Annotated in this window: 29 protein-coding genes and 1 tRNA gene; 13 read left to right on the forward strand and 17 right to left on the reverse strand. The window is 67.3% G+C overall.

Going from position 1 to position 26950, the window contains the following annotated elements; genetic code table 11:
• Positions 1-182 precede the first annotated feature (182 nt).
• The 8 genes from thiD to NO878_RS08315 all read left to right on the forward strand — a co-directional run bounded on the left by thiD (position 183) and on the right by NO878_RS08315 (position 9710).
• Positions 183-1595, forward strand: coding sequence for a bifunctional hydroxymethylpyrimidine kinase/phosphomethylpyrimidine kinase (gene thiD, locus NO878_RS08280; protein WP_256405525.1), 1413 nt, complete (start codon positions 183-185; stop codon positions 1593-1595).
• Between the two features lie 73 nt (positions 1596-1668).
• Complete coding sequence (mutS, locus tag NO878_RS08285) at positions 1669-4281, forward strand: DNA mismatch repair protein MutS (protein WP_256405526.1); 2613 nt, start codon at positions 1669-1671, stop codon at positions 4279-4281.
• A 95-nt stretch (positions 4282-4376) separates the two neighbouring features.
• Entirely contained in the window at positions 4377-4967 is a 591-nt protein-coding gene (locus NO878_RS08290; RefSeq protein WP_256405527.1) for an NAD(P)/FAD-dependent oxidoreductase, read from the forward strand.
• A 54-nt stretch (positions 4968-5021) separates the two neighbouring features.
• A complete protein-coding gene (locus tag NO878_RS08295; RefSeq protein ID WP_256405528.1) occupies positions 5022-5375 on the forward strand; it encodes a 4a-hydroxytetrahydrobiopterin dehydratase in 354 nt (117 codons plus the stop codon).
• Positions 5376-5433: 58 nt separating this feature from the next.
• On the forward strand, positions 5434-5901 hold the full coding sequence (locus tag NO878_RS08300; RefSeq protein ID WP_256405529.1) for an FKBP-type peptidyl-prolyl cis-trans isomerase: 468 nt from the start codon (positions 5434-5436) through the stop codon (positions 5899-5901).
• A gap of 55 nt (positions 5902-5956) precedes the next feature.
• Complete coding sequence (gene mutL, locus NO878_RS08305) at positions 5957-8089, forward strand: DNA mismatch repair endonuclease MutL (RefSeq protein WP_256405530.1); 2133 nt, start codon at positions 5957-5959, stop codon at positions 8087-8089.
• 52 nt (positions 8090-8141) lie between these two features.
• Complete coding sequence (locus NO878_RS08310) at positions 8142-9083, forward strand: sugar kinase (protein ID WP_256405531.1); 942 nt, start codon at positions 8142-8144, stop codon at positions 9081-9083.
• 246 nt (positions 9084-9329) lie between these two features.
• A complete protein-coding gene (locus NO878_RS08315; protein ID WP_256405532.1) occupies positions 9330-9710 on the forward strand; it encodes a Rieske (2Fe-2S) protein in 381 nt (126 codons plus the stop codon).
• Positions 9711-10044: 334 nt separating this feature from the next.
• Here the strand turns inward: NO878_RS08315 and NO878_RS08320 are convergent.
• The 9 genes from NO878_RS08320 to NO878_RS08360 all read right to left on the reverse strand — a co-directional run bounded on the left by NO878_RS08320 (position 10045) and on the right by NO878_RS08360 (position 14406).
• Positions 10045-10118 (reverse strand) — tRNA-Phe (locus NO878_RS08320).
• 58 nt (positions 10119-10176) lie between these two features.
• Positions 10177-10788, reverse strand: coding sequence for a hypothetical protein (locus NO878_RS08325; protein WP_256405533.1), 612 nt, complete (start codon positions 10786-10788; stop codon positions 10177-10179).
• A 190-nt stretch (positions 10789-10978) separates the two neighbouring features.
• Positions 10979-11500 carry an Ntn hydrolase family protein gene (locus tag NO878_RS08330; RefSeq protein WP_256405534.1) on the reverse strand — a complete coding sequence of 174 codons (522 nt, stop codon included), beginning with the start codon at positions 11498-11500 and terminating at the stop codon, positions 10979-10981.
• Positions 11501-11538: 38 nt separating this feature from the next.
• Entirely contained in the window at positions 11539-12624 is a 1086-nt protein-coding gene (gene ftsY / locus NO878_RS08335; RefSeq protein WP_256405535.1) for a signal recognition particle-docking protein FtsY, read from the reverse strand.
• A gap of 6 nt (positions 12625-12630) precedes the next feature.
• Positions 12631-13089, reverse strand: coding sequence for a prefoldin subunit alpha (gene pfdA, locus NO878_RS08340; protein ID WP_256405930.1), 459 nt, complete (start codon positions 13087-13089; stop codon positions 12631-12633).
• Positions 13089-13265, reverse strand: a complete 177-nt coding sequence (rpl18a, locus tag NO878_RS08345; RefSeq protein WP_256405536.1) for a 50S ribosomal protein L18Ae — start codon at positions 13263-13265, stop codon at positions 13089-13091. The genes pfdA and rpl18a overlap by 1 nt, the downstream gene beginning before the upstream one ends.
• A gap of 36 nt (positions 13266-13301) precedes the next feature.
• The gene (locus NO878_RS08350; protein WP_256405538.1) at positions 13302-13973 is read right to left on the reverse strand and encodes a translation initiation factor IF-6; all 672 of its coding nucleotides are present in this window, start codon (positions 13971-13973) and stop codon (positions 13302-13304) included.
• 1 nt (position 13974) lies between these two features.
• Positions 13975-14253, reverse strand: coding sequence for a 50S ribosomal protein L31e (locus NO878_RS08355; RefSeq protein ID WP_256405539.1), 279 nt, complete (start codon positions 14251-14253; stop codon positions 13975-13977).
• A complete protein-coding gene (locus NO878_RS08360) occupies positions 14254-14406 on the reverse strand; it encodes a 50S ribosomal protein L39e (RefSeq protein WP_049937522.1) in 153 nt (50 codons plus the stop codon).
• Positions 14407-14613: 207 nt separating this feature from the next.
• Here NO878_RS08360 and NO878_RS17170 point away from each other — a divergent pair, with 207 nt between their 5' ends.
• Positions 14614-15633: a zinc-dependent alcohol dehydrogenase family protein gene (locus NO878_RS17170; protein WP_256405540.1), complete on the forward strand. Its 1020-nt coding sequence runs from the start codon at positions 14614-14616 to the stop codon at positions 15631-15633.
• 403 nt (positions 15634-16036) lie between these two features.
• Here NO878_RS17170 and NO878_RS08370 read toward each other — a convergent pair whose 3' ends face one another.
• Both NO878_RS08370 and thpR read right to left on the reverse strand, forming a co-directional pair.
• Complete coding sequence (locus NO878_RS08370; RefSeq protein WP_256405541.1) at positions 16037-16333, reverse strand: DUF8011 family protein; 297 nt, start codon at positions 16331-16333, stop codon at positions 16037-16039.
• 258 nt (positions 16334-16591) lie between these two features.
• On the reverse strand, positions 16592-17143 hold the full coding sequence (gene thpR, locus NO878_RS08375) for an RNA 2',3'-cyclic phosphodiesterase (protein WP_256405542.1): 552 nt from the start codon (positions 17141-17143) through the stop codon (positions 16592-16594).
• Between the two features lie 80 nt (positions 17144-17223).
• Here thpR and NO878_RS08380 point away from each other — a divergent pair, with 80 nt between their 5' ends.
• Both NO878_RS08380 and NO878_RS08385 read left to right on the forward strand, forming a co-directional pair.
• On the forward strand, positions 17224-17955 hold the full coding sequence (locus NO878_RS08380; protein WP_256405543.1) for a tetratricopeptide repeat protein: 732 nt from the start codon (positions 17224-17226) through the stop codon (positions 17953-17955).
• Position 17956: 1 nt separating this feature from the next.
• Complete coding sequence (locus NO878_RS08385) at positions 17957-18247, forward strand: DUF424 domain-containing protein (RefSeq protein WP_256405544.1); 291 nt, start codon at positions 17957-17959, stop codon at positions 18245-18247.
• Here NO878_RS08385 and NO878_RS08390 read toward each other — a convergent pair.
• Positions 18244-18915, reverse strand: a complete 672-nt coding sequence (locus NO878_RS08390) for a DUF4352 domain-containing protein (RefSeq protein WP_256405545.1) — start codon at positions 18913-18915, stop codon at positions 18244-18246. The genes NO878_RS08385 and NO878_RS08390 overlap by 4 nt on opposite strands.
• A gap of 122 nt (positions 18916-19037) precedes the next feature.
• Between NO878_RS08390 and sufS the strand changes: the two genes are divergently transcribed.
• Positions 19038-20315 carry a bifunctional cysteine desulfurase/selenocysteine lyase SufS gene (gene sufS, locus NO878_RS08395; protein WP_256405546.1) on the forward strand — a complete coding sequence of 426 codons (1278 nt, stop codon included), beginning with the start codon at positions 19038-19040 and terminating at the stop codon, positions 20313-20315.
• A 75-nt stretch (positions 20316-20390) separates the two neighbouring features.
• Positions 20391-22082, forward strand: coding sequence for a globin-coupled sensor protein (locus NO878_RS08400; protein WP_256405547.1), 1692 nt, complete (start codon positions 20391-20393; stop codon positions 22080-22082).
• A 167-nt stretch (positions 22083-22249) separates the two neighbouring features.
• On the opposite strand, the gene thsA is transcribed toward NO878_RS08400, so the two are convergent.
• The 5 genes from thsA to NO878_RS08425 all read right to left on the reverse strand — a co-directional run bounded on the left by thsA (position 22250) and on the right by NO878_RS08425 (position 26939).
• Positions 22250-23914, reverse strand: coding sequence for a thermosome subunit alpha (gene thsA / locus NO878_RS08405; protein WP_256405931.1), 1665 nt, complete (start codon positions 23912-23914; stop codon positions 22250-22252).
• Between the two features lie 195 nt (positions 23915-24109).
• Positions 24110-24640, reverse strand: coding sequence for a KH domain-containing protein (locus NO878_RS08410; protein WP_256405548.1), 531 nt, complete (start codon positions 24638-24640; stop codon positions 24110-24112).
• 46 nt (positions 24641-24686) lie between these two features.
• Positions 24687-25550 carry a serine/threonine-protein kinase Rio1 gene (rio1, locus tag NO878_RS08415; protein ID WP_256405549.1) on the reverse strand — a complete coding sequence of 288 codons (864 nt, stop codon included), beginning with the start codon at positions 25548-25550 and terminating at the stop codon, positions 24687-24689.
• A 39-nt stretch (positions 25551-25589) separates the two neighbouring features.
• Positions 25590-25880 carry a translation initiation factor eIF-1A gene (gene eif1A / locus NO878_RS08420; RefSeq protein WP_256405550.1) on the reverse strand — a complete coding sequence of 97 codons (291 nt, stop codon included), beginning with the start codon at positions 25878-25880 and terminating at the stop codon, positions 25590-25592.
• A 57-nt stretch (positions 25881-25937) separates the two neighbouring features.
• On the reverse strand, positions 25938-26939 hold the full coding sequence (locus tag NO878_RS08425; protein ID WP_256405551.1) for a tyrosine--tRNA ligase: 1002 nt from the start codon (positions 26937-26939) through the stop codon (positions 25938-25940).
• Between the last annotated feature and the right edge of the window lie 11 nt (positions 26940-26950).

Consider the following 26950-nt stretch of genomic DNA (forward strand, 5'->3'; position numbering starts at 1 on the left):
AACGCACCCACATCTGCGTGCTCCTGCGTTTCTACCGGGCATAGATAGGTCTTGCCGCTCGGATCGATCCCATACCCGTCCATCACCGATAAATATTAGCTCGTAATAGTCGACACTATGGCACCGACACTCGGTACGGAGCCGTCTCGTGTGCAGCCGGCGCGGACGCTCGGGAGGACGAGATGACCCGTCGTCGTGCGCCCGTCTCACCGCCCGTCGCGCTTACTATCGCCGGAAGCGACTCCGGTGGTGGCGCGGGAATCCAAGCGGATCTGAAGACCATGGAAGCCCACGGCGTCTTCGGCACGTCGGTCGTCACTGCGGTGACGGCACAAAACACCGTCGGCGTCGAGCGCTCGCACGTCCTGCCCGCCGAAGAGATTCGCGCCCAGTACGACGCCGTCGCCGGCGACTTCGACCTCGGAGCGGTGAAGACGGGGATGTTGGCGACCGACTCCGTGATCGATCTAGTGGCCGAGCAGGTAGGCAACGCCGACGCGCCGGTCGTCGTCGACCCGGTGATGGTCGCCGCAAGCGGTGATCGCCTGCTCGATCCGGACGCCGAGGCGGCCTACGAGTCACTCGTCGCCGAGGCGACGCTCGTCACGCCGAACGCCGACGAGGCGGCGGTGTTGACGGGGACCGAGCCGACCGACCGGGAAGGCGCCCGAGAGGCCGGCGAGACGCTGGTGTCGATGGGCGCCGACGCCGCACTCGTCAAGGGCGGCCACGTCGGCGACGGCGGGGCGGTGACGGATACGCTCGTCAGCACGCTCCCGGACGGTGAGCCGACGGTCCGGCGGTTCGAACACCCGCGGATCGACACCGACGCCACCCACGGCTCGGGCTGTACGCTGTCGAGTGCGGTGGCCGCCCACCTCGCCCACGGCGAGACGCTCGACTACGCCGTCGAGGCGGCGACGGCGTTCATGGAGCGAGCGATCCGGTACGGCCTCGCCGTGGGCGAGGGCCCGGGTGCGGTCCACCACCTCGCCGCACTCCGGGAGGCGGCCGACCGACACCGGACCATGACCGACGTGGCCGAAGTCGTCGAAGCGTTCGTCGACCGGGACGTCTCGCGGCTCATCCCCGAGGTGGGGATGAACGTCGTCGGCGCCACGGAGTACGCCGAGGCGGTCGGTGAGACGGCCGCCGTCGAGGGCCGCATCACGCGCACACTCTCGGGGGCGGCGCCGAACCGCGGCGTGCGACTCGGCGCGTCGAGTCACGTCGCCCGCTTCCTGCTGGCGGCCCGGGAGTTCGACCCCGACCTTCGCTTTGCCGTCAACTGCCGGTTCGACGACGCAGTCGAGGCGGCGACGAGCGAGTTGGACGGGCCGGTGACGGCGTACGACCGCGACGCCGAACCCGACGAGGCAAGCGGGACGATGGGCTGGGGCGCCCGGCGGGCGTTCGGCGCCGTCGACGCCGATGATCCGACGCCGGCGGCTGTCCTCGACCGCGGCGCCGTCGGGAAGGAGGCCATCGTGAAGGTGGTCGCCGAGACGCCCGAACGACTGGGCGAGCGCGTGTTCACGCTGCTGGACGCCGTCGAACGGCATTCTGCCGGCGGTCAGCCGGGGACAGGCGAGTGAGGACCGACGGGCGGGGGCGTCGCCGGCGGCCGCGACCCACAGTGTTTTAGCCGACGACGGTCCGGATGGGAGTATGACCGCCGATGGCATCGTCGGAGAGTTTCTCGCCCTGAAGGCGGAGACCGACGCCGATCTGCTGGCGATGCAGTGTGGCGACTTCTACGAGTTCTTCGCGGAGGACGCGGAGTTCGTCGGGGACGAACTCGATCTGAAGGTCTCGGAGAAGTCCTCGCACGGCTCGACGTATCCGATGGCGGGAGTGCCGGTCGACGACCTCACCCCCTATCTGAAGGCGCTCGTCGAGCGTGGCTACCGCGTCGCCGTCGCGGACCAGTACGAGACCGACGACGGCCACGCTCGCGAGATCACCCGGATCGTCACGCCCGGAACCTTACTGGAGACGACGGACCCAACCGCCCAGTTCCTAGCGGCTGTCGTCGACGTCGACGACCGCTACGGTCTCGCGCTCGCAGACGTGACCACGGGAGAGTTTCTGGTGACGACGACGGCTTCGGCCGCGGAAGTGGAGGCCGAACTCCACCGATTCGACCCCGCAGAGGTGTTGCCGGGGCCGACCGTCCGCGACGACGCCCTGTTGGACCGGGGAGAGACAACCGCGCCGGTGATCGACTACGACGACGCCGCCTTCGCTCCGGGGCGGGCCGAGCGCCGACTGCGCGATCACTTCGGGGCGGGCGCCCTCGACAGCGTCGGCCTCGCGGATCGAGCGGGCGTCGCCGCCGCGGGCGCCGTCCTCGCGTACGTCGAGGAGACGGGCGTGGGCGTCCTCGACGCGTTAACGCGACTGGGGACCTACGACACCGGCGACCACCTCGACCTGGACGCGACGACACAGCGCAACCTCGAACTCACGGAGACGATGCACGGGGAACGCGAGGGGTCGCTCCTGGCGACGGTGGATCACACGGTGACGAGTGCCGGAGGGCGTCGCCTCCGGGAGTGGCTCACCCGCCCCCGCCGCGACCGGGACGTGATCGACCGCCGAATCGACAGCGTGGCGGCGCTCGTCGAGGCGGCCCTCGCTCGCGACCGGGTGCGGGAGGTGCTCGACGACGCCTACGACCTCGAACGCCTGGCCGCGCGGGCGACCAGCGGGAGCGCGGACGCGACGGACCTACTGTCGATCCGCGACACCCTCGATGTTCTCCCAGCCCTCGGCGAGGCGGTGGCGGACTCCCGGCTGGAGGACTCGCCGTTGCCGGCCATCGTCGACCGCCCGAACCGGGAGCGTGCGGCGTCGCTGCGGGCTGAACTTGACGCCGCGCTCGCCCCCGACCCGCCGGGAACGGTCACCGAGGGGGGCCTCTTCCAACGCGGCTACGACGACGAACTCGACGACCTGATCGACCGCTACGAGGCGGCCCGGGAGTGGCTCGATGGCCTCGCCGACCGCGAGAAGGCACGGACGGGGATCACCCACCTGCAGGTCGACCGCAACAAGACCGACGGCTACTACATCCAGGTCGGGAACTCCGAGACCGACGCCGTCCCCGAGTCGTACCGGGAGATCAAGACGCTGAAGAACTCGAAGCGGTACACCACCGACGAGTTGGCCGAGCGGGAACGCGAGGTGTTGCGACTGGAGGAAGCCCGCGGCGACCTAGAGTACGACCTCTTCTGTGAGCTACGGGAACGGGTGGCAGACCACACCGAACTCCTGCAGGACGTGGGGCGAACACTGGCGACGGTCGATGCCCTCGCCTCGCTGGCGACCCACGCCGCGAGCCACGACTGGACGCGGCCGGAAGTGGTCGCCCCCGGACCGCTGGTCGTTGAGGCCGGCCGTCATCCGGTCGTCGAGACGACGACGGACTTCGTTCCCAACGACCTCCACCTGGATACGGACCGCGGGTTTCTGCTGGTCACCGGGCCGAATATGAGCGGGAAGTCGACGTACATGCGCCAGGCGGCGCTGATAACCCTGCTGGCACAGGCGGGGAGTTTCGTCCCCGCACGGGCCGCGACGGTGGGCGTCGTCGACGGCATCTACACCCGGGTCGGCGCCCTCGACGAACTCGCAGGCGGGCGGTCGACGTTCATGGTCGAGATGGAGGAGTTGAGCAACATCCTCCACTCGGCAACCGAGGAGTCGCTGGTCGTCCTCGACGAGGTGGGCCGGGGGACGGCGACGTACGACGGCATCTCCATTGCGTGGGCGACGACAGAGTACATCCACAACGAGGTGGGCTGTAAGTGTCTCTTTGCCACTCACTATCACGAACTGACGACACTCGCCGACCACCTGCCACGGGTCGAGAACGTTCACGTTGCCGTCGCGGGCGACGGCGGCGACGACGGCGACATCACGTTTCTCCGGACCGTCGAGGACGGGCCGACCGACCGGAGCTACGGCGTCCACGTCGCGGACCTGGCGGGCGTCCCCGATCCGGTCGTCGAGCGGTCCCGAGACGTACTCGACCGCTTGCGCGAGGACCGCGCCATCGAGGCCCGCGGCGCCGGAACGAGCGACGGGACGACACAGGCCGTCTTCGACCTCGGCTCGGGTGACTTCCAGCGCACCGAGGAGGACGACGAGGAGCCACTCGATCCGGCCACGGAGTCGGTCCTCGCGGAACTGCAGGAGACGAGCGTCGCGGAGACGTCACCGGTCGACCTCATGGCGCGAGTCCGCGAGTGGCAGGGCCGACTCGACGGCGAGGAGTGACCGTCACCCGCGTTCGGGGCGAAGGGCTGTCCCCGAATCCGGGTGCTCCTTCCGGTTGAGACACCTATTTCCGCCGGGACAGCGATAGTAGTGGTATGGCATCAGTCATCGTCGTTGGCGGCGGTCCCGCCGGCCTGAGTGCGGCACTGTTCGCGGCGAAAAACGGTCTCGATACGACGGTGTTCGACACCGACGAGACGTGGATGCACAAGGCCCACCTGTTCAACTACCCCGGCATCGGCTCCATCGGCGGGGCGGAGTTCGTGGGCGTGACGCGCCAGCAGGTCGACGACTTCGGTGTCGACCGCCGGCAGGGCGAGGAAGTGACGGCCGTCGCCGAGAGCGATGACGGCTTCGCCGTGACGACCGAGGACGGCGACCACGAGGCGGACTATCTGGTCCTGGCGACGGGTGCCGACCGGAGTCTCGCGACCGACCTCGGCTGTGCGACGGACGACGACGGCGTCGTCGAGGTGGGTGTCGAGATGGAGACGAGCGTCGCGGACGCCTACGCCACGGGCGCGATGGTCCGGGCCGAGGAGTGGCAGGCGGTCATCGCGGCGGGCGACGGCGCGGCGGCGGCGCTGAACATCCTGAGCAAGGAGAAAGGCGAACATTACCACGACTTCGACGTGCCCGCGGACGCGACGGCGGCGTTCGGCGCGATGGTCGACGACGAGAGCTGATCTCGGCCACGTGCGGGGCGAACGTACAAACCGTCGGCGTCCCAACGGGTGTCTATGTCCGCACTCGCCGACGAACCGTGTGAAGCCTGCACCAGCGACGACGAACCGCTGACCGACGAGGAGTACGCGGAGTATCTGGCCGACCTCCGAGGGGACGTCTGGGAGGTCGTCGACGACCACCATCTGCTCGCCCGCTACGAGTTCGAGGACTTCAGAGACGCCCTGGAGTTCACCTACGAGATCGGCGAACTCGCCGAAGAGGAGTGGCACCACCCCGATATCGCGCTCGCGTGGGGTGAAGTCGAGGTGGAGATGTGGACCCACAAGATCGACGGCCTCCACAAGACCGACTTCGTGATGGCGGCGCGGATGGACCGCATCTACGAGGGGTACGAGCCGACGGAGTGATCGGAGCGGGACCCGACGGAGTCCAAGCCCTTATGCGTCCCACGGCACTGAATCGAACATGACGATTTCTACCGGCGATTCGGTCACCATCGCGTACACCGGTCGCCTCGACGACGGGACGGTCTTCGACACCACCGACGAGTCGGTCGCCGCGGAGACCGGCCTCCTCGAGGAGCAACCGGAGCGTGAGTTCGAACCGCTCACCGTCGAGGTGGGCGAGGGCAACCTCATCGAGGGGATGGAACAGGGCCTGCTGGGTCTCGAAGCGGGCGACTCCGAGACCATCACGGTGCCCCCGGAGGAGGCCTACGGCGAGGCCGACGGCGACAGCGTCCGCGAGTTCGAGCCCGCACAGTTCGAGGAAATGGTCGGTCAGGACCCCGCCGAAGGACTGCAGGTTCGCGCACAGGGCGGTGCAGTGGGCACCGTCGTCGAAGTGAGCGCAGACGTCGTGCGAGTCGACTTCGAACACCCGCTGGCGGGCGAGACGCTGACCTTCGACATCGACGTCATCGACGTCGAATAGCTGGGTCGGCGGCCGGCACCGTGGCGTTGATGTCCCTTCCTCCCGACTATCGAGCGTGAGCGAGACGCCGACCATCCACGCACTCGACGACGCGACGGTCCGACGCATCGCCGCCGGCGAGGTGGTCGAGCGTCCGGCGAGCGTCGTGAAGGAACTGTTCGAGAACAGCCTCGACGCCGACGCCTCCCGGATCACCGTCGCCGTCGAAGGCGGTGGCGTCGAAGGACTCCGCGTCCGCGACGACGGGGTCGGAATGACCGCAGCGGACCTCGAACGGGCGGTCGAGGAACATACGACGAGCAAGATCACGGGAAGTGACGACCTCGACCGGGTGGGGACGCTCGGATTCCGTGGCGAGGCGCTACACACCATCGGCGCGGTGTCGCGGCTGACGATCCGGTCGCGTCCCCAATCCGGCGGGCGCGGACACGAACTCACCGTCGAGGGCGGGACCGCCGGCGAGGTCACCCCGTCGGGCTGTCCGCCGGGGACGGTCGTCGAAGTCGAGGATCTGTTCTACAACACGCCGGCCAGACGGAAGTTCCTCAAGGCGGAGACGACGGAGTTCGACCACGTCAACCGGGTGGTGACCCAGTACGCCCTCGCCAACCCCGAGGTGGCGACGACCCTCGAACACGACGGCCGCGAGGTGTTCGCCACCGAAGGGGCGGGCGACCTTGAATCGACCATCCTGGCGGTCTACGGCCGCGAGGTGGCGTCGTCGATGATCGACGTATCGGCCGAGCCGTCGGGGCCTCTCAACTCGGTGTCGGGGCTGGTGAGTCACCCCGAGACGACGCGGGCAGGGCGGGAGTACCTCTCGACGTTCGTCAACGGCCGGTACGTCACCGCGGGGACGCTCCGCGAGGCCGTCCTCGACGCCTACGGCGGACAACTCGCGACCGACCGGTACCCCTTTGCCGTCCTCTTCGTCGCGGTGCCGCCCGACGCCGTCGACGTGAACGTCCACCCCCGGAAGATGGAAGTTCGGTTCGACGACGAGGCGGGCGTCCGCGAGGCGGTGACGACGGCCGTCCGCGAGGCGCTCTTAGACGAGGGGCTGGTCCGCTCGACGGCCCCGCGGGGACGCTCCGCGCCCGCGGAGACCGAAATCGACCCGTCGTCACCGGATCGGGAGGTCGTCGGCGGCGAGGCGGTCGAGGCCGCCGATTCCGACCCCGGCCCGGACGACGACGCGGACGAGCCTCCGGCGACGCCGAGCGGCGACGACTCGGCGGTCGCAGGCGGCCCGACGGAGGTCGAGTCGACGGACGACGGTGACCTGACGGGAACGGAACGCGACGCGACTCCGGACGCCGACGAGTCGACCCGGGCGGCCACCCTGGACGAGGTGCCGTCGAGCGACGCCACGGGGACACGCGAGAGCGACGAGACAGGGCCGGTCGACGACGAACGGGGGGCAGAGAGCGAACGCGACGGCGAGGGGGCCGGCTCCGGGGACTCGACGACCGACCGCAGCGCAGGCGGCGAGTGGCGCACCACGGAGGTTCGCCCGCCGAGCGAACAGCGGACGCTCGACGGGGAACGTGCGGCGCCGGACCGCGCGTTCAACCGCCTGCCCGCGATGCGGGTGCTCGGGCAGTACGACGACACGTACCTCGTCGCGGAGACGCCCGACGGCCTGGTGTTGATCGACCAGCACGCGGCCGACGAGCGGATCAACTACGAGCGCCTGCGCGCCGAGATGGAGGGCGAGACGCCGACGCAGGCGCTCGCCGAACCGGTGGACCTCGAACTCACGGCCCGGGAGGACGAGCTGTTCGGTCGCTTCCGCGAGGCGCTGGCGGCACTCGGCTTCCACGCGGAGCAGGCGGGCGAGCACACCGTCGAGGTGCGGACAGTCCCGACGGTGTTCGACGCAGCGCTCGACCCGTCGCTACTGCGGGACGCGCTGACGGGATTCGCGACGGGGGCGGCGTCGGCAGGGGAGACTGTCGACGCCGTGGCCGACTCGCTGCTCGCTGATCTGGCCTGTTACCCGTCGATCACGGGCAACACGTCGCTCACGGAGGGATCGGTCGTCGACCTCCTCGACGCGCTCGACGACTGCGAGAACCCCTTCGCCTGCCCGCACGGGCGGCCGGTCGTCGTCTCATTCGACCGCGAGGAGATCACCGACCGATTCGAGCGCGACTACCCGGGTCACGGCGGCAGACGCGCCGAGTGATCGACTGACGGAGCGTGCGTAGCTTTTTGCGTCGGTCGGCCGAAATGCGGCCGTGACGGATCTGGTTACCGTCGGTGACGCCACCCTTCGGTTCTCGCCGCCACGGGGCGAACGCATCGAGACGGCGGCCGGCTTCGACGCCCACGTCGGCGGCCCCGAGAGCAACGTCGCCGTCGCGGCGACGACGCTCGGCCTCGACGCCGCGTGGCTGTCGAAACTGCCGGACACGCCACTCGGACGACGGGTCGTCGGCGAACTGCGTCGTCACGGCGTCCGGACGGGCGTCGTCTGGGCAGGGTCCGGGCGAGCGTCGACGGCGTTCGTCGAGCGTGGCGGGGCGGCCGGCGCGCGGACGGTTCCCGACCGCGACGGCGCTGCCGTCGCCACGGCCGCCGCCGAGGACCTCCCGCTTGGGGTGGTCCGGGAGGCCAACACCCTGTTCGTCAGCGGGGCCACACCCGCCCGGTCGGAGACACTCTTGGAGACGACAGCGACCCTGTTCTCGGTCGCCGGCGAGGCAGACACGACACGGGCCTTCGACACGCGCTTCGGCGCGACAGGGCTAGACGCCGACCAAGCCCGCGACCTGTACGACCATCTCCTCGACGATGTGGACGTACTCGTAGTCGACGAGGCGGACGCCGAGGCGGTCTTTGGCCTCGACGGCGACGTAGTGCCCGCCGCCCACAACCTCCGGACGCGATACGACTGCACGACGGTGGTCGTCACCCGCAAGGAGTACCGCCACCCGACGGTCGGCCTCCACGGTGGGGAGATACACGAGGTGTCGCCGTTCGCCGTGGAGACACGCGACCCCGCGGGTGTCCACGACGCGTTCGTCGGCGGCTTCCTCGCCGGGCGACAGCGGAACACGAGCGTGAAGGAGGCGCTGCGCCAGGGGGCGGCGACGGCGGCGCTCAAGCGAACCATCGTGGGGGATGTCGTCGTCGGATCGCCGGACGATGTGGCGGCGATCCGCGACGACCGGGAGTGATAGCAAAGAGTGACAGCAGTCGCGGCCGGCCGGCGCCCCGGTCGGGGAACTCGGGGCGAGGCCGGTGCGAAGCGTCGGTCGGGTCGGGGAGACGCGATGCGGGGACCGACGCCACCGGCACACGGGGAGAGGTCCGGAGGGCGTCGGCATCTGAACGTACTGTCGCTGACAACATAAATCCATCAGAGAGTCAGATGCCGATTTTAGTCTCGACAACCCTTTTTCACCCCGGAACGGAGGGCAGCCATGACCGAAGAGGGAGCGACCGACGGGCATCGCATCGCCCCGGTCGAGGACCTGCCCGACGGCGGGACCGCCCGGTTCGAGGCGACCGCCGGGCGACGACAGATCGAGGGAATCCTGAAACGCGACGGGACGGCGGTCGTGGGCTACCGCAATAGCTGTCCACACGAGCCAGAGGTGAAACTCGACCGGGGGCTTGGCGCACTCGTCGACGGCGACCAACTCGTCTGTCACAAACACGGCGCGCGCTTCGACTGTGCGGACGGGTACTGTACCCGCGGGCCGCCGAGAGGCCGGTCGCTCGACACCATCGAGGTGACCGTCCGCGACGGGACGGTATTTCTGACCGACGAGCGATTCGACGGCGGCCGCCGGATAGACTGACGGACAGTCTTCGAGTACAGGGGTGTTCCCCACGTGTTTTCCAGAAGCGGTTCCCACAACGAGCGAAGAATCCCCCGATGAGGGGGACAGTGGGTGGATGCCACCTTCCGATTTGAACTCGCCGAGACGGTCCGGGCGTGCGACTCGCTTCACTTTCTGTTCCGGGCTGCGACTCGTCTGCTCAAATCGAGTGAAGCTGTACCGAGCGAAGCGAGGTTTCACCGGACGCGACCGCAGGGAGCGTCCGGGAGTTTTTCCCCACGTTTTTGCAAGGAGTGGTTCCCGCAGTGAGCGAAGCGAGCGAGGAAACCCGACGCAGCAAAAAGTGGGTGAATGCCGCCTCCCCGATTTGAACGGGGGACAGCTCGATCTTCAGTCGAGTGCTCTCCCAGTCTGAGCTAAGGCGGCGCATCTCGGTGGAGGCGGATAACGGTCAAAAGGATTTCGAAACGCCGCGGGCGGGCGGTCAGACGACCGTCCGTTCCTCGGTGAACGTGCGGGTGGCGTTGGCCGTCCGAACGACCGTCTCGATCCGGATACGGCCGTCGTTGGCCTTGATCTTCGCGGCGTCAGCGTAGCCGATACGGACCGTCCGCGTCCGCGTGGCCGTCTCCTCGGTCGCGATGCGCCCGACGTCGGAACTCGCCTCCCAGACGAGGCTGTCGCCGGTGGTGATGCTGGTGGCGACACGGACGTCGCGGGCCGCCTCCGCCCCCTCGTTCGACAGCGCGATGGTGACCGTCCGACACCGGGACCCGCAGTTCTCGACCGACCGGACACGCATCGTGACGTTCGGCGACGTCGCCGCCGCTGGCGCCGCGGTCGGCGTATGAGTTGGTGTCGCGGCGGCCGGCCCGGTCGCGCCGCTGTCGGCGTCCGCGGCAGTCGTGTCGTTGGGCGGCGCGAGGATGAGCGCCGCCGTGCCGGCGACGGCGACGACGAGCAACGCGGCGAACACGAGTTCCATCCGTCCCCAAGAGCCGAGGGCACCCGAGTTGTCGGCGTCGGCGTCGCTCTCGGCGTGAGTGCTCTCGCCCCCGGTCCCCGCCGGTGACGACGGCCGTCGCTCCCCCGACATAGGAGAGACGTGGCGGTCGGCGCGCATAGCTCTGACGGCCGGCACGGGACTCTCGCGCCGCGGGGAGGCGTAACCCCTACTCTGGCCGGTCTGTGAGTACGAGCGTACGTCCTGTCCACCTTGCGCGAACAGCCACGTCGCCACCACGAGAGGTAGGCATCGCCCGACGTCGCCGTGGACCCGAACGGCGTCACGCCGGGAGGCGGTAGATATCGGTATCGGTGCCGGTACCGGGGTCGCGCTCGGCAGCGGCCGCAAGGGCGTCACGGGCGAGTGCCGCGGCGTCGTCGAGCGTGTCGGGGGACTCACCGGCTTCGAGGACGCCGAGAACGAGGGCCGCGCCGCTCCCGAGTGCCGCCAGCGACTCCTCGGTGATTCCACCGTCGGGGTCGACCGAACGGAGACGCGGGACGCCCCCGTCGTCGGGGGCGGTCACGAGCACCGCGGCGTCGAAGTCGGCGGCGACGTCACCGACGAGACGGGCGAACGCGTCGATCCGGAGTCGCCGGTGTTCGGTACGGTACGCGCGGATCTCGGCGTCGAGGCGGTCGGCAAGAGCCGGCACGTCCCCACCAGTGACGGCGACGCCGACGCCGTCGAAATCGAGGACGTGTCGTCGTGACCGACTCCGGACGTGACCCCCACTCGTGACGAGGCGGTCGCCGGCGAGGACGACCCCGGCGGGGCAGGCGACAGCGGCGACTGTGCTCACGTGTGTGCTTTCGTGACGAACGGAGGTAGGCGTGTCGCCTACGCGCCGAGGAGGTCGTCAACCAGCGACTCGGGATCAAACCGTTCGATATCGTCGTATCCCTGCCCGGTGCCGAGAAAGAGGACGGGCTTGCCGGTCACGTAGGCGACGGAGATAGCGGCTCCGCCCTGGGAGTCGGCGTCCGCCTTTGTCAGAACGGCACCGTCGATTTCGGCGGCTTCGTCGAACTGCTGGGCGCGTTCGACGGCGTCCTGACCGGCGACCGCCTCGTCGACGAACAGCGTGAGGTCGGGGCCGACGACGCGGTCGATCTTCTCCAGTTGGGCCATCAGGTCGCTTGAGGTATGGAGGCGGCCGGCGGTGTCACCGAGGACGACGTCCACGTCGTTGGCCTCGGCGTACTCCACGCCGTCGTAGACGACGGCCGCGGGGTCGCCGCCCTGTTCGTGAGCGATCAGGCGCGTATCGAGGGCTTCGGCGTGCTCTCGGATCTGCTCGTTGGCGCCCGCGCGGTACGTGTCGCCGTTGGCGAGCACGGCGGAGTAACCACGCGCCTCCAGATAGCGGGCCAGTTTGGCGATGGTGGTCGTCTTCCCGACGCCGTTGACGCCCGTGAAGACGATGGTCACCGGCTTCTCCGCCTGCGCGATGCGCTCGTCGAAGTCGAACTGGCCGACGCTGATGACCTCGAGGAGGGCGTCCCGGAGGGCGTCCTCGACGAGGTCACCGGTGCTCGCCATCTGGGATTTGGTCTCGCCGACCAGATTCGACCGAATCTCCGCCAAGATGGCTTCCGCGACACCCATCTCGACGTCGCTTTCCAGCAGTGCCATCTCGAGGTTCCAGAGGGGGTCCTCCAGATCCTCCTCTTCGAGGACGACCTTGCCGGTGGCGAAGGCCTTGGCTCGCTGGAGCCGGCCGGGGGAGTCGGTGTCGGCGTCGTCCGGGTCCGACGGCGTCCCGTCAGCGTCAGCCGTCGTCTCGGGGTCGGCACCGTCGTCGGAACTGGCCTCCGTCGCGGCCGCGGCGTCGTCGTCCGGGTCCGCCTCGGATTCGGCTGCCTCGGCGCTCTCCTCGACGTCGCTCCGGAAGCTGTCCAGTTTGTCCTTCAGTCCGTCGAACATCGGCCGCTACTCGCCTTCGTCCTGCTGTTGTTGCAGTTGCTGCATCTGCTGTTGCTGCATCTGCTGTTGCATCTGCTGGGCCTGCTGTTCGAGCTCCTCGCTCTCGGATTCGAGCTCCGAGATTTCGTCGTCGACGTCGTCGATCCGGTCGTCGAGCACGTCCCGCTTGCGTTCGAGGGCGTCGATGGCGTCACCCTGCTCTTGTTCGGCCGCGTAGCCGCCGCCGAGGTCGACGATCACTTCGTCGATGTCCTGCACTTCGGCACGGAGGTACGCGCCGCCGCCGAGAGGCACCTGAACCGTCGCGCCGGTGTCGAGGGTTTCGATGGCCTCGACTGCCTCGTCGATCTCGCTCTGTCGGGTGCGGAGCGACTCGATCTCGGTTTCGAGCTCCGCAATCTCTTCGTCGATAGCCTCGATCTCCTGGGAGAGCTGCTGGAGTTGCTGCTGACCGCCACCACCCATCATGCCGCGGTCACCTCCTCAATCTCGACCTGCGTGCGCTTGAGGCCGTGCTCGCTCCCGAGTTGGGCGAGGGTGTGTTCGCGCGCGACATTCTCGTTGGTGGCGTCTACCGCCTTCTGGAACTGACGGTAGCCGGTTCGGTCCTGAAAGCGTCCGCTGACGACGAATTCGCTCATGTACCGAACGGTCGTGAGGAAGCGGGAAGTATCTTCCTACTGGCGGTCGATGTAGCCGAGCGTCTCCTCGATGCGTCCGAGCTCCGGTCCCGTGGTATCCGTACCGACCACGTAGCCCGCGTCGGTAGCGACGAGACCGGAGCCGACGAGCGGCGCACCGTAGTTGACGGTGCCAATGTCGGCCCGCACGTCGAGACAGTCTTCGAGCGCCTCCAGTTCCGGCTCGCGCGATTTCGGGTGACAGAGCACTCCCTCGTTGGTCGCGACGGCGGCGGTGCCGACGGTACGCACGTCGGCCAGGTCGCCGCGTTCGACGGGCACGTCCAAGGCTGTCTTGACCGTCTGGATCGCCTCCCGACTCAGATCCGGGTGGACGTACGCGCCGTAGTCGTTCGCGAGGACGACGTTGCCCGCGGCGTTGATCCGACCGGGAAGCTCGGTCACGTCGAGACCGGTCTCCGCTTCGATGGTCGAAATCTCGCGGTCGGTCGCCCGACTCGAGACGAGGAGTCCGTGCTCGTTGCCGACGGCGAGGGCGCCGACGGTCCCGGAGCCACCGACCGTGGTCGACACGGGATCGACGCCGAGTTCGGCCGCGATGTTGTCGACGGTGTCGGCGTCGGCGTCGGGGCGAACGAGCAGACAGTCGTCGGTCGCGCGGGCGAACACCCCGACGTAGGACGATCCGGCGAAGGAGGCGCGTAACACGTTATTCGGCGGTCTCTGCTTCGACGATCGATTCGCCGTCCTCGACGAAGCGGGCGGCGCGAACGCGAAGCTTGCTCGGCGGGTTGTTCCGGCCCTGCGCCCAGATCGCCTCGTTGATGTCCGGATCGAGGCGGACCTCGTTCTCGTCGACCTTGAAGTGTTTCGCGAGGTGTTCGCGGACGATGGTCATCGCCCGGTCGGCACGCTCGGTCGACGGTTCCGCCCGGGCGTCGCGGAGCGGGACGGTGACGACGCGCTCCTCGAAGTCGTTGGCGCTCATCTATTCGTCCGTGTCGTTCCGGCGCCAGTTGCGGCGCTTCGGGTTGCGGGTGACCTGTCGGTCCGTCTTGAGCATGACCCACGCAGGGACGCGGCTGTTCTGGTTCTCAAGTTTGGCGAGTCGCTTCTTTTTCGCCTTCGATTTCTTACCCATAGTGCCCTTGTCTACCCCGTCGCCGCATAAAATCTTGTTCTTTCGGGCGTCGGCCGGGAGGCGGGCCTCGCCTCGGCGCTCTCATTCGACACGACGGCAAAACGGTAGCCCGGAAATCGACACGCCCGCCCCGACAGCTATCGGTGTTGCCGGCGAAAGGCCCGCCGGACCAAAGACTGAAACTCCTCAGCACCCTCCGTGTGAGCCGTGAAAGCCTACGAAGTACAGGAGTTCTCGAGTGACTACTCCGGAATCGTCGACGTCGAACGCGACCAGCCAGAACCAGCGGCTGACGAGGCACTCGTCGAGATCCGAGCTACCTCGCTCAACTACCGCGACCTGGCGATTGCCAACGAGAACCTCGAATATCCCGGCGTCGAACTGCCGGTCGTCCCGCTGTCCGATGGGGCCGGCGAGGTGACTGCGGTCGGCGAAGACGTCCAGCGCCTCTCGAAAGGTGACCGCGTCGTGACCCCTTTCGCGCCCGACTGGATCGACGGCCCAGTCGCGTCGGAAAAGATTGCACGGACGTCCGGTGGCAACGTCGACGGCGCCCTCGCGGAGTACGCGACGTTCCCGGCCGACAGCCTCGCACGCCTCCCTGACACCCTCTCGTACGAACAGGGAGCCACGCTGCCCTGCGCCGGATTGACTGCGTGGCGTGAACTGCACGAAGAGGGTGATCTGACCGCCGACGAGACGGTGCTGGTACTGGGTACCGGCGGCGTCTCCACGTTCGCGCTACAGTTCGCGACGATGCGGGGCGCCGACGTGTTCGTCACCTCGTCGAGCGACGAGAAGTTGGAACGCGCCCGCGAACTCGGGGCGGCGTGGACTCTCAACTACGAGGAAACCCCCGAGTGGGGCAAGGCCGTTCGGGAGGAGACCGGCGGCGTCGACCACGTCGTCGAGGTCGGTGGCTCCGGAACCCTCCAGAAATCACTGAACGCGACCTGTTTCGGCGGGCACGTCCACCTGATCGGCGTCCTCTCCGGGCCGGAAGGGCGAGTCGATCCAAGCCCCATTCTGACCAAGAGGCTGACAGTCAAGGGATCGCTGGGCGTCGGCAGTCGCGCGATGGTCGACCGTATGACCAGCGCAATCGAAGCCGCGGGCCTCGATCCGGTCGTCGACCGCACGTTCGCGGCGACAGACATTCGCGAGGCCTATCGGTACGTCGCGGGCGGCAACCACCAAGGGAAGGTCGTCGTGTCGGTCGCCCCGTAGACGGGCGCATCGTGAGTCGATAGCGCCGACGGCGATTCGTGGCTCTGGTAGACATTCGATATCGCAGTATGCGATTTATTTGGGGCGGATGGAGGTCGACGCGGTGGTCGCCCGTAGTCAGCGTGTACAAGCCGAGTCCGATTCCTGCGGTCGCGCGCCCATCGTCTTGCACCCCCCAGCCAGACGTGGTGGGGGGTCCCGACCGAGCGTCACGGACCGATCAGCAGTAGTGAACCCGAACGCCCCACCGACGGCATCCGTGAGCCTCGATAAATCACATATCGCGATACAAAATCGGTGCCGCCTGATACGGCAGATTCATCCCGTGAATCGTCAGCAGTCGTGGCGGTTCCTCCTCAATACCACCCGGTCGGCAGCAGTGAGTTCGAATCGATCACCGGTCTTAGTCGATGAGGAGTTCGGGTGTGACGAGTAAGATTACGAGCATGCTCACCACTACGACGAGTGCCGTGAGCCGCAAGACGCCAGCGGCCCGTCGTCGAGGTTTCGGCAGGGACTCGGCAATGCCGGAGAGGGCCATCCCGGCGCTCAAAAGCAGTTCAGCATAGAACGGTGTCGCCCCTTCGACAATGACGTAGTACCCTTGCTGCCCCGCCAGCAGAAGTGCGCCACAGAGGTAAACCAATCCAAGACCTCTGGAGGGTTCGCCGAACACGGTTTCGTCGATAAGAGAGGGCATCAAGCGTATCGTCTCCCGCGACATGCAAATGTGGCGGGGATTCACGTACCTACCACCGAGACGGGTATAGGTTGGTCGTGGAACGATGCTGATGGCGGTAACCGACTCGCGCCCGATAGCTCGCACGGCTACTGAAACGTCTCTCGGAGCCGGTATCGTCCCGATAGGTAGTATGCAGGTTCATGCTAACGGGGGGAATTGGGTAGCCTCGAACCTGTGCGGTATTCCCTATCTTCGGAACACGCCGGTGTCGCGCGGCTACAGCGGGAATCGGTCGACCGTCTCGTAGACGGGGCCGTCGTCGGTGAGCGTACTCTCCGTGAGTCGAACCTCGCGCACCTCGACGGCCCCGATTTCGGGATCGGCGTCCTCGATGAGTCGCTGGACGGCCGCCTTCCCCCGGGCGTCGTCCATCCGGGCGAGGGTCACGTGGGGCGTGAAGTCGTGGTCGGCGGGGTCGAATCCGATGGCCGTCGTTTCACGCTCGACCGCCTCGTGGAGGCGGGTGAGTTCGGCGCCACCGCGGCGGACGCCAGCCCAGACGACGCTGATGTACTCGGGGGAAGGGAAGACGCCGTAGCCGCCGAGCGACAGGGTAAATGGGTCGACGCCGGCGTCGTCGACGGCAGTCGTCAGAGCGGCCGTGAGAGCGTCCCGTCGGTCGGGGGCAACCTCGCCGAGGAACGCGAGGGTGACGTGGGCGTTCTCGGGGTCGACGAGGCGGAGGCTGCCGGCGTCGGGCAGGCGGTCCTGTGCGGCTGCGACCCCCTCGGATAGTGGGTCGACGTCGACACTGACGAACAGTCGCATAGCGGGCGGTCACCGCGCCGAGGACGTAAGTGCTGGCCCGTGACGCAGGCCTTAACCGCCCCGATATCCAAGCGAACGGTATGGACGACGAGCGACCCCATCGCTTCTCGGAGGGACAGGGGTTCGACGAGGAGTACGAGGAGTTCTCGCTCGATCCGCCGGAGCTGTCGGTCGATCCGGCCGAGGTCGACCCGGTGGACTCGCGGGTGCTGACGGATATCCTCGACGAGCGTAGCGTCGGGAGCGACCAGGTCGACGCCGAGCAACTGGTCGACGTCGGACTCTCCTATATGGGCATCAACCGCTTCGAGGAGGCGACCGGGACGTTCGAGCGCGCAGCGCAGTTCGCGACGGACGACCGGATCGAACAGGAGGCGTGGGTGAACAAGGGCGCAGCCCACGCCGAACTCGAGGAGTACGACGAGGCCATCGGCGCCTACCAGGAGGCCCTCGACATCGACGAGGATTCCGAACACGCTGCCACGGCCCACACGAACCTGGCGTACGCCCTCTGGGAGTGGGGACGGACCGAGCAGGCGCTGGAACACGCGGAACGCGCCGTCGAGGTCGACCCTCGGTTCGGACAGGCGTGGTACAACCGCGGATTCTTCCTGTCGGAGCGGGGCCTCCACGAGAGCGCCGTGGACTGTTTCGACAACGCGATCCGACTGGGGATGCGCAACGCCTCGGTGCTGGAGGAGAAGGCACGAGCCTTAGAGGAACTCGGCCAGGATGAAGAGGCCGAGCGAGTCCAAGAGCAGGCGGCGGAGCTTCGCGAGGAGGCTGAGCGCGAACTGGTCGAGGACCAGTAGGATGCTGATCCGCGAACGCGACACCCCCGAGGGACTCCTCGTCGCGGTGTGTGACGACGGGTGTCTCGGCGAAACCTACGCCGACGACGAGGTGTCGCTGACGGTGACCGAGAAGTTCTACGGCGGCGAAACCGGTGACGCCGATGACGTGGTAGACGCGCTGACGCGGGCGTCGGTGGCGAACCTCGTCGGCGAGCGCTGTGTCCGTGTCGCCATCGACGCCGGCCTCGTCGACGAGGAGAACGTCCTCGAACTGGACGGCACGCGCCACGCCCAGTTGCTCTGGCTCTAGCCGACCATCGAGCTTTCGAGCGTCTGAATCTCCGAGACGGAACCGATTTCGACGTAATGGGTCTCGCCTCCCTTGCCTGTCGGCCGGATCTCGAGCCAGTAGGACTGCTCCGGATCGAGATCGAACACTACCGCGCCGGCTGCCGACTGGCCGGCCGAGAGCGTCGTCGTGGCGATGGGCTGGGTGTCCAGTCGGTCGTCGTCGTCGACCTTCGGCGTCGCTTCCTCGTCGATATACCGAATCTGCTCGTCGTTGCTGGCGACGAAGGAGTTGGGGGGAAAGGAGATGGCCGAGTCCTGTGGGTTCCCGAACTCCAGGAGGACGATTACGAAGGTTCCATCGGCGGTCGCCGGGTTGGCGCTGCTGCCGAGGCTGTCGGCGCGGTAGAAGTCGATGAAACGATAGTTGATTCGGCCTCCGTCGCCTCCCACGACGAACGACTCGTCAAGTTCGTGGGTGGGACCGCCAGGGCCGGTCGCCGGCGTAGCGGTCGGCTCGGCCGTCTCCGTCGGCGTCGCCGTGGCGGTGGCCGTTGGTTCCGGCGTCGCCGTCGCCGTGGCGGTCGGCTCTGCCGTCCCCGTCGGCGTACTCTCCGAGTTGCCGCTACACCCTGCGAGCAGTCCCGTCGCGAGCGCTCCACAGATCCCCAGGACCCGTCGGCGTTGCATAGTGGTACGTGAACGAAGGGGACGCGTAAAGAAGCTGGTGGGTCGGTAGGGTAACCGGGCACGGTTGCGGCGGGGGTGAGACACCGAAGGGGTGTTATCCCTCCGGATCGTACGTTCTAGCGATGGGAGTCCAGGAATCGTATCCAATCGACGTGGAGGCCATCCGGGCCGATTTCCCGATCCTCGACCGCCTGGTCGGGGGCGACGTGGAGACGCCCGGACAGGGTCCCGACGACGACACGCCCCTCTATTATCTGGACAACGCCGCGACGAGCCACACGCCGGAGCAGGTAGTCGAGGCGATCAGCGACTACTACCGCGGCTACAACGCTAACGTCCACCGGGGCATCCACCAGCTGAGCCAAGAGGCGAGCGTGGCCTACGAGGAGGCCCACGACACCGTCGCCGACTTTATCGGCGCGGCGGGTCGCGAGGAAATCGTCTTTACGAAAAACACGACCGAGGCGGAGAACCTCGTCGCCTACGCGTGGGGACTGACCGAACTCGGCCCTGATGATTCCGTCGTCCTCTCGGAGATGGAACACCACGCGTCGCTGGTGACGTGGCAACAGATCGCCAAGCGAACCGGAGCGGAGGTGCGGTACATCCGCGTCGACGACGACGGCTACCTCGATATGGACCACGCCGCCGAGTTGATCGACGACTCGACGGCGATGGTGTCGGTGGTCCACGTTTCGAACACGCTGGGGACCGTGAACCCGGTGGCCGACCTGGCCGACTTGGCTCACGACCACGACGCCCTGATCTTCGTCGACGGCGCCCAGTCGGCACCGACACGCCCGGTCGACGTGGAGGCGATGGACGCCGACTTCTTCGCGTTCTCCGGCCACAAGATGTGTGGCCCGACCGGGATCGGCGCACTCTACGGCAAGGAGGCGATACTCGAATCGATGCAGCCGTACCTGTACGGCGGCGACATGATCCGACGGGTCACCTACGAGGAGTCGACGTGGGAGGACCTCCCCTGGAAGTTCGAGGCAGGCACCCCCTCTATCGCGCAGGGAATCGCCTTCGCCGCTGCCGTCGACTACATGGAGGAAATCGGCATGGACGCCGTCCAGGCCCACGAGGAACTGCTCGCCGAGTACGCCTACGACCGCCTGAGTGAGTTCGATGGCGTCGACATCTACGGTCCCCCGGGCGACGACCGGGGTGGTCTCGTCGCGTTCAACGTCGAGGGCGTCCACGCCCACGACCTCTCCAGCATCGTCAACGATCACGGCGTGGCGATCCGGGCCGGCGATCACTGCACCCAGCCGCTCCACGACAAGTTGGGAATCGCCGCCTCCGCACGAGCCTCCTTCTACGTCTACAACACCCGCGAGGAGATCGACGAACTGATCGATGCGGTCACCGACGCCCGCGACCTGTTCGCCTGAGTCGGCCGTCCCCGGCAGTATCGGCCGTGATATTTTGAGGCGTTCCATTATGAACCGAAGGCGCAAGAAGCAGGTATGCGTAGCCTCGTTGACGGAGAATCGATCGGCACGGACGCGACACCCGAAGAGTTGGCGACTGAACTGGGGCTGACCGAATCGGAGATTGCGTGGCGAAAGGAGTTCGTCGGGTTCACCGACGACGACGCCGACCGGCTGGCGTCTCTCGACAAACTCGTCGAGTCGCGCGAGGCGGAGCTCATCGACGCCTTCGTCGAACCGATCTACGGCCACGACCGGACCCAGGAGATCTTCGACCGGTCACCGCGTGACGACGACGCCTTCCGGAAGCTTATCGGAGGCTACCTTCGGACGCTGACCAGCGGGGAGTACGACCGCGAGCACTTCAAACACCGGACGCGGATCGGCAATCTCCACGACCGGCTGGACATGCCGCTTCACTACTTCGGCGGGATGTTCGGCAACCTGCTCAACATCGTCCTCGACGAACTCGCGACGATGACCGTCGAGGACGCGACGGCGGACCTCCCCGAGGAACACCGTGACGACGTGGCCGCGGCGATCGAGGACGGGTTCGAGACCGCGAAGTCGGCGGTCCGAGGGACGAACCTCGACATGCAGGTGGTCAACGACACCTACCTCCACTCACACTCGCGACAGTTGCGTAGCGAGATCGAGGCGTCACGCGAACTGCGCGAGGAGATCGCCGGATCTATCGACGAGGTGCAGACGGAGGCCGCGAGCGTCACCGAGCGGATGACGAACGTCGACCAGATCGTCGGCCAGCAGTCCGAGCGGACGACCGATCTGTCGGCGGAGATTGCGGACCTGAGCGCCACGATCGAGGAAATCGCCGCGACGACCGACGACGTGGCCGACACCAGCGGGACGGCCCGGGAGGCCGCGGCCGCCGGCAACGAGGCCGCGGAGTCTGCGATGGACACCATGGGACGCGTCGAAACCAAGCAGGAGGACATCGGTGACGACGTGGACGAACTCGTCGACGCCATCGACGAAGTCGAAGGCATCGTCGAGGTGATCAACGACATCGCGGACCAGACGAACATCCTCGCGTTGAACGCGTCGATAGAGGCGGCACGGGCCGGCGAGGCAGGCGAGGGGTTCGCCGTCGTCGCGAGCGAAGTCAAGAGCCTGGCGGAGGACACCCAAGAGCAGGCGGGCCGGGTCGAGGAGATCATCGCCGAAGTGACCCAGCACATCGACCGGACGGCACGAAGTCTCGACGAGGCCGACGAGGCCGTCGACCGTGGTGCCTCGCGGGTCGGCGAGACGCGGGACGCCTTAGAGCGCATCGTCGACGCCGTCGACGAGGTGGCGACGGGCATCGAGGAAGTCGCGGCCGCCACCGACGAACAGGCCGCGACGAGCGCGGAGCTCTCCGAGATGGTCGACGAAATCGCCGCCAACGCCGACGAAATGACCGAGGAAGCCGACAGCGTCCTGCAGAGCGTCCGCTCACAGTCGCGTCAGCTCACGGTCATCGACGACGCCGTCGGCGACCTTGCCTCGGCCGAGGGGATCGAGATGACCGCGGTGACCGACGCCACACGGACGCGAACGGAGTCGTCGGTCGACGGCGGACACGACGCCACGACCGACGGTGGCAGCCCTGTCGCCGCGGACCGCCGGGCTGACCTGCCCGACAGCATCCCGGACGCGGTGATCGAGGAACTCGACGAGGAGCAGCTTCGGGAGATTGCTCGGGGCGACGCGGATCGGCCGTTCTGAGGGCTGCTGGCGATCCGGGGCTGCGTGACGTTTGTCTTGGTGTCGCGAACGAACAGCGCACAGCGAACGCTCGCGGGGTCAGGGTCTCGATAAAAGCGTAGGGTTTGATCGAAGGACTAGACGACTCGCGGTCGCAGGGGTCGACGGAAGCGGGCTGGTGGCCGAGCTTACATCGCGCCGCCCATGCCACCCATGCCGCCCATGCCGCCCATGCCGCCGCCCATGCCGCCGCCCATGCCGCCGGGGCCGCCCTCGTCGCCGCCGTCGTCGCTGCCGCCACCCTTGAGGTCGCCGGCCGCGATGACGTCGTCAATGCGCAGGATCATGACGGCCGCCTCGGTGGCGGACTCGATGGCCTGGGTCTTGACGCGGAGGGGTTCGACGACGCCTTCCTCCTCCATGTCGATGATGTCGCCCGTGTAGGCGTCTAGGCCGGCCGAGAGGTCGCCAGCGTCGTGCTGGGCGCGCAGGTCGACCAGCGAGTCGATGGGGTCGAGACCCGCGTTCTCGGCGAGCGTGCGCGGGATGACATCGAGCGCCTCGGCGAAGGCTTCGACGGCGAGCTGTTCGCGCCCACCGACGGAGTCAGCGTGGTCGCGCAGGCCGAGAGCGAGTTCCGCCTCGGGCGCACCGCCGCCGGGGAGAACCTTCCCGTCTTCGAGGGTCGTCCGCACGACGCCGAGCGAGTCCTCGACGGCGCGTTCGACTTCGTCGACGACGTGTTCGGTCCCACCGCGGAGGACGAGCGTCACGGACTTCGCGTCGGGCGTGTCCTCGACGAAGATGCGCTCGTCGCCGCCGATGTCCTTCTGGGCGACCGAGCCGGCGACACCGAGGTCGTCCTCGGTCAGATCGTCGACGGAGCCGACGACCGTGGCGCCGGTCGAGCGGGCGAGCCGCGAGAGGTCGCTGTCCTTCGCACGGCGGACGGCGAGGATGCCCTCCTGTGCGAGGTAGTGCTGAGCCATGTCGTCGATGCCGCTGCCGACGAAGACGGCGTCGGCACCGATCTCGGTCAGGTGGTCGACCATCTCGCGCAGCTGTTTTTCCTCCTGGTCGAGGAACTGCTGGAGCTGGTCGGGGTCGGTGACGTTGACCTCGGCGTCGATCTCGGTCTCTTTGACTTCGAGGTCGCCGTCGATCAGGGCGACGTTCGCGTCCTCGACCGCGTAGGGCATGCTGTCGCTGACGCGTTCCTTGTCGACGATGACGCCCTCGATGAGCTCGGAGTTGCCGATAGCGCCGCCGACGACCTTCTCGATGGAGACGTTGTCGGTGTCGACGTTACCGTCGTCGTCGCGCACGGCGAGGACGGCGTCGACCAGCAGGTCTGCGAGCTGATCCTTGGCGCTCTCGGCGCCCTTACCCGTCATCGCCGTGGCGGCGATCTTGACGAGCGTCTCGCGGTCGTCAGCCGAGACGTCGATGGCGTTCTCTTCGAGGATCTCCTTTGCCTTCTCCGCGGCCTGACGGTACCCCTGTGCCAGGGTCGTCGGGTGGATGTCCTGGTCGATGAGTTCCTCGGCCTCGTCGAGGAGTTCGCCCGCGATGACGACTGCCGTCGTGGTGCCGTCGCCAACCTCGTCCTCCTGGGTCTCGGACACCTCAACGATCATGTTCGCCGCGGGGTGGTCGATGTCCATCTCCTTCAGGATCGTGACGCCGTCGTTCGTGACGACGACGCTCCCGCCGGAGTCGACCAGCATCTTGTCCATGCCTTTCGGACCGAGTGTGGTCCGTACGGCCTCCGCGACGGCCTTGCCGGCCGTGATGTTCATCGACTGGGCGTCCTTGCCCTGGGTTCGCTGGGAGTCCTCGCCGAGAATGATCATCGGCTGGCCCTGCTGCATTCGCTGAGACATAATCAACCTTTGATTGATTGTGATTCTATAAAAACCTTTTGATACTGCGTATGGTACGTCGTGCCGCAGTCAGGTGATTAGCGGTCACGAGAGTGTCTGTCACACCGGGGGAATATCGTCACTCGGTACCGTGGCTCAGCGGAAGAAGTGACGGCGTGAGAACGGTTACAGTTCGACGCCGTGGGTGAGTTCGTTGTGCTTGCGTTCGAGGAAGCCGTAGACGGCGCCGTGGGGCGCCCCGTCGAGAATCATCTCGGCGGCCCGGCGGACAGCCTGGACCTCCTCGGGTTGGCCGATGATCCCGAGCGTGGTGCCGTAGATGACCACCTCGGCGCCAGTGAGTTCCTCCATCAGTTCCCGGGTGCGACCGTTCTCGCCGATGAGTCGTCCCTTCTGTCGCTGGAGGTCGTTCTTGTTGCGGGTGGCGTCCTCGATGTCGATCAACTCGAACATCCGCATCTCGTCGTCGAGGAGGGAGAGGGCCGCGTCCGGCTTGAACCCGCGCCCGATGGCGCGGACGATGTCGGGAGCGACCATCGCCGTGACGGGGTCACCGGTGGCGTCGATGGCGACGCTCCCGCTCTCGGAGTCGATGTCGAGGCGAACCTCCGCGCGCCGCTCGATCTCGCGCATGGTCTCGCCACCCTCGCCGATGAGGACGCCGAGGCGGTCCTGCGGAACCTTCACGTGCTGCATACCGCAGGATACCGGTCGGAGCGGGTTAAGCGTTCTCGCTCGGGTATCACGGCTCCGCCGCCGTCACGAACGAACGCAGGTCGGCCGGGTCGACGTCGATTCCTTGACGCGTGAAAAAGGACGCGACGTTCCGGCAGTCCCGGTCGAGGAAGTCGTCGGCGTTCGGGTGGTGGACCGTCACCGCCTGTCCCAGGTCGATGACGACCAGTTCCCCGTCGTGGATGATCAGGTTGTACTCCGAGAGGTCGCCGTGGACGAGACCGGCGCCGTGGAGCCGTCGCATATACTCTCGCACCACCTCGAAGGCCGTCTCGGGGTTCTCGACGGTCACCTCCGCGAGTCGCCGGGCGCGCTCCTCGACCAACCCGACCAGTTCCATCACCAAGACGTTCCGCTCGACGGCGATGGGTTCGGGCACCCGGACGCCCGCGGCCCGCGCCCGTCGGAGGTTGGCGAACTCCTTTTTCGTCCACGCGAGGACGACTTTCTTCTTATCGGAGCCGATCCCCTCGAATCGCGGGTCGCCCTCGAGGTACGCCCGCATCTGCTGGAAGTTCGAGGCGTTGATACGATAGATCTTCACCGCCACGTCGCGGTCGTCGGCACCCAGCGCCTCGTAGACGTTCGCTTCCTTTCCCGTCGAGATGGGGCCGCCAAAGGCGTCGATGTAGCCGTCTTGGACGAGCTTGTAGATTGCCGCGAAGGTGGCGTCGTCGAACACCGACTGAGCGACCTTGAACTGGTCGGCGTCTTTCAGGCGCTTGCGGAATTCGGCGAACTCGCGGTCCCGCTTTCTGGCGATGCGGTCCGCGTCGGTATCGGACACGTCGATCTCTTCCCACTCGTCGCCGAAGTCGTCGCCTTCGCCCTCCTCGGGGTCGAGCAGGCCGTACTCCTCGCGGTCACTCATTCACTCTCGTTACGTCGTCACGCCTCAAAAGTCCCGTCGCTACTCGATGTGCCCTTCGCGCCGCAACTGGTCCGCCTCCGACTTCTCGTATCGCCACGAGATGTCGGCTTTCTCGTCTTGCCAGTCCCACGGTTCGACGAGCACCACGTCGTCTTCCCGGATCCAGATGCGTTTTTGCATCCGGCCGGGAATGCGGGCGGTGCGTTCTTGCCCGTCCGCACACCGTACCTGTACCCGGTTGGCTCCGAGCATGTCCGTTACGACGGCGAACACCTCGTCGTCGTCGGGCATTCGAAGGTCCGTGCGCCCGCCGTTTTCGTTCTCGCTCATGGCCGGGCGTTCGCGGTCGCGAGTTTTAAAACCGCCGACGTATCGTCGCGCCCGCCCTCAGGCGTCGGATATCGCGTCCCGCAGTTTCGCCCGCCCGGGCGCGATGAGTTCGTCGAGATACGTCGCCAGCGCCCCCTTCGCGTCGGCCGGATGCAACGCGCCAGCGTCCAGATCAGCCGCCAGCGACTCGTAGTCTGTGTAGGTCAGGTCGCCACCGTACTCGTCCGGCCGTTCGACCACGACCGTATCGTACCGCGGGAAGACGTGGTATTCGAAGATCTGAAGCACGGGATTCTCGCGTTCGCGGCCCTCGTCGTCCGGGTCGGGGTCCCGGGTCGGCGGGCAGAAGGCGTCGTTGACTTTCCGCTCGATGTCGGCCGTCGAATCCTCCATCGAGATGGAGACGCCCTCGCTGGCGGACATCTTTCCAACGCCCGTATCGAGGTCGGCGATCAACGGCGTGTGGAGGCAGGTCGGCGACGCTTCGCCGATCCCCGGCAGGGTGTCGCGAGCGAGCATGTGGACCTTCCGCTGTTCCATCCCACCGACCGCGAGGTCGACATCGAGGTAGACGATGTCGAGCGCCTGCATCAGCGGGTAGACCGCCTGGGAGACCCGCACCGAGTCGCCGCTTTTGATCTCTGCCATCGCCCGCTCGGCCCGGGAGAGGGTCGTCTCCAGTTCCAGCGCGTGCAGGTCGAGGACGTACTCGCGGTCGAACTGGAACTCGGAGCCGTAGACGAACTCGGTGCGCTCCTCGTCAAGGCCGTACGCGAGAAACTGCGCTTTCATCCGCTCGGCCGTCTCCCTGATCTCCTCGAAGGTCCCCTTGTCGTTGAGATAGGCGTGGACGTCCGCGAGCAGGACCGTCACCTCGAAGCCAGCCTCCTGCAGGTCGATCAGCTTCGTCGCGGTGAGCATGTGGCCGATGTGCAGGACGCCCGACGGCTCGTAGCCGACGTACGCACGCTTGCCCTCAGGGTCCTCGGCCAGTTCCCGTCCCTCCGACTCGGTGACCACCTCGGTCGCGTTCCGGGTGATCCGCTCGTAGGCGTCCATACCGTATACCG

It is taken from the genome of Haloplanus ruber, assembly GCF_024494725.1.
GTDB classification, from domain to species: Archaea; Halobacteriota; Halobacteria; order Halobacteriales; family Haloferacaceae; genus Haloplanus; species Haloplanus ruber.

Coding starts and splice junctions, on each gene's coding strand:
- NO878_RS08410 (WP_256405548.1), bottom strand. CDS start 24,640: ATGCAGCACGTGAAGGTTCCGCAGGACCGCCTCGGCGTCCTCATCGGC.
- NO878_RS08385 (WP_256405544.1), top strand. CDS start 17,957: ATGCTGATCCGCGAACGCGACACCCCCGAGGGACTCCTCGTCGCGGTG.
- NO878_RS08315 (WP_256405532.1), top strand. CDS start 9,330: ATGACCGAAGAGGGAGCGACCGACGGGCATCGCATCGCCCCGGTCGAG.
- mutS (WP_256405526.1), top strand. CDS start 1,669: ATGACCGCCGATGGCATCGTCGGAGAGTTTCTCGCCCTGAAGGCGGAG.
- NO878_RS08370 (WP_256405541.1), bottom strand. CDS start 16,333: ATGCCCTCTCTTATCGACGAAACCGTGTTCGGCGAACCCTCCAGAGGT.
- NO878_RS08390 (WP_256405545.1), bottom strand. CDS start 18,915: ATGCAACGCCGACGGGTCCTGGGGATCTGTGGAGCGCTCGCGACGGGA.
- ftsY (WP_256405535.1), bottom strand. CDS start 12,624: ATGTTCGACGGACTGAAGGACAAACTGGACAGCTTCCGGAGCGACGTC.
- NO878_RS08295 (WP_256405528.1), top strand. CDS start 5,022: ATGTCCGCACTCGCCGACGAACCGTGTGAAGCCTGCACCAGCGACGAC.
- thsA (WP_256405931.1), bottom strand. CDS start 23,914: ATGATCATTCTCGGCGAGGACTCCCAGCGAACCCAGGGCAAGGACGCC.
- NO878_RS08425 (WP_256405551.1), bottom strand. CDS start 26,939: ATGGACGCCTACGAGCGGATCACCCGGAACGCGACCGAGGTGGTCACC.
- eif1A (WP_256405550.1), bottom strand. CDS start 25,880: ATGAGCGAGAACGAAAACGGCGGGCGCACGGACCTTCGAATGCCCGAC.
- NO878_RS08355 (WP_256405539.1), bottom strand. CDS start 14,253: ATGAGCGCCAACGACTTCGAGGAGCGCGTCGTCACCGTCCCGCTCCGC.
- rio1 (WP_256405549.1), bottom strand. CDS start 25,550: ATGAGTGACCGCGAGGAGTACGGCCTGCTCGACCCCGAGGAGGGCGAA.
- NO878_RS08380 (WP_256405543.1), top strand. CDS start 17,224: ATGGACGACGAGCGACCCCATCGCTTCTCGGAGGGACAGGGGTTCGAC.
- NO878_RS08400 (WP_256405547.1), top strand. CDS start 20,391: ATGCGTAGCCTCGTTGACGGAGAATCGATCGGCACGGACGCGACACCC.
- thpR (WP_256405542.1), bottom strand. CDS start 17,143: ATGCGACTGTTCGTCAGTGTCGACGTCGACCCACTATCCGAGGGGGTC.
- thiD (WP_256405525.1), top strand. CDS start 183: ATGACCCGTCGTCGTGCGCCCGTCTCACCGCCCGTCGCGCTTACTATC.
- NO878_RS08325 (WP_256405533.1), bottom strand. CDS start 10,788: ATGTCGGGGGAGCGACGGCCGTCGTCACCGGCGGGGACCGGGGGCGAG.
- NO878_RS08290 (WP_256405527.1), top strand. CDS start 4,377: ATGGCATCAGTCATCGTCGTTGGCGGCGGTCCCGCCGGCCTGAGTGCG.
- NO878_RS08360 (WP_049937522.1), bottom strand. CDS start 14,406: ATGGGTAAGAAATCGAAGGCGAAAAAGAAGCGACTCGCCAAACTTGAG.
- rpl18a (WP_256405536.1), bottom strand. CDS start 13,265: ATGAGCGAATTCGTCGTCAGCGGACGCTTTCAGGACCGAACCGGCTAC.
- NO878_RS08300 (WP_256405529.1), top strand. CDS start 5,434: ATGACGATTTCTACCGGCGATTCGGTCACCATCGCGTACACCGGTCGC.
- sufS (WP_256405546.1), top strand. CDS start 19,038: ATGGGAGTCCAGGAATCGTATCCAATCGACGTGGAGGCCATCCGGGCC.
- pfdA (WP_256405930.1), bottom strand. CDS start 13,089: ATGGGTGGTGGCGGTCAGCAGCAACTCCAGCAGCTCTCCCAGGAGATC.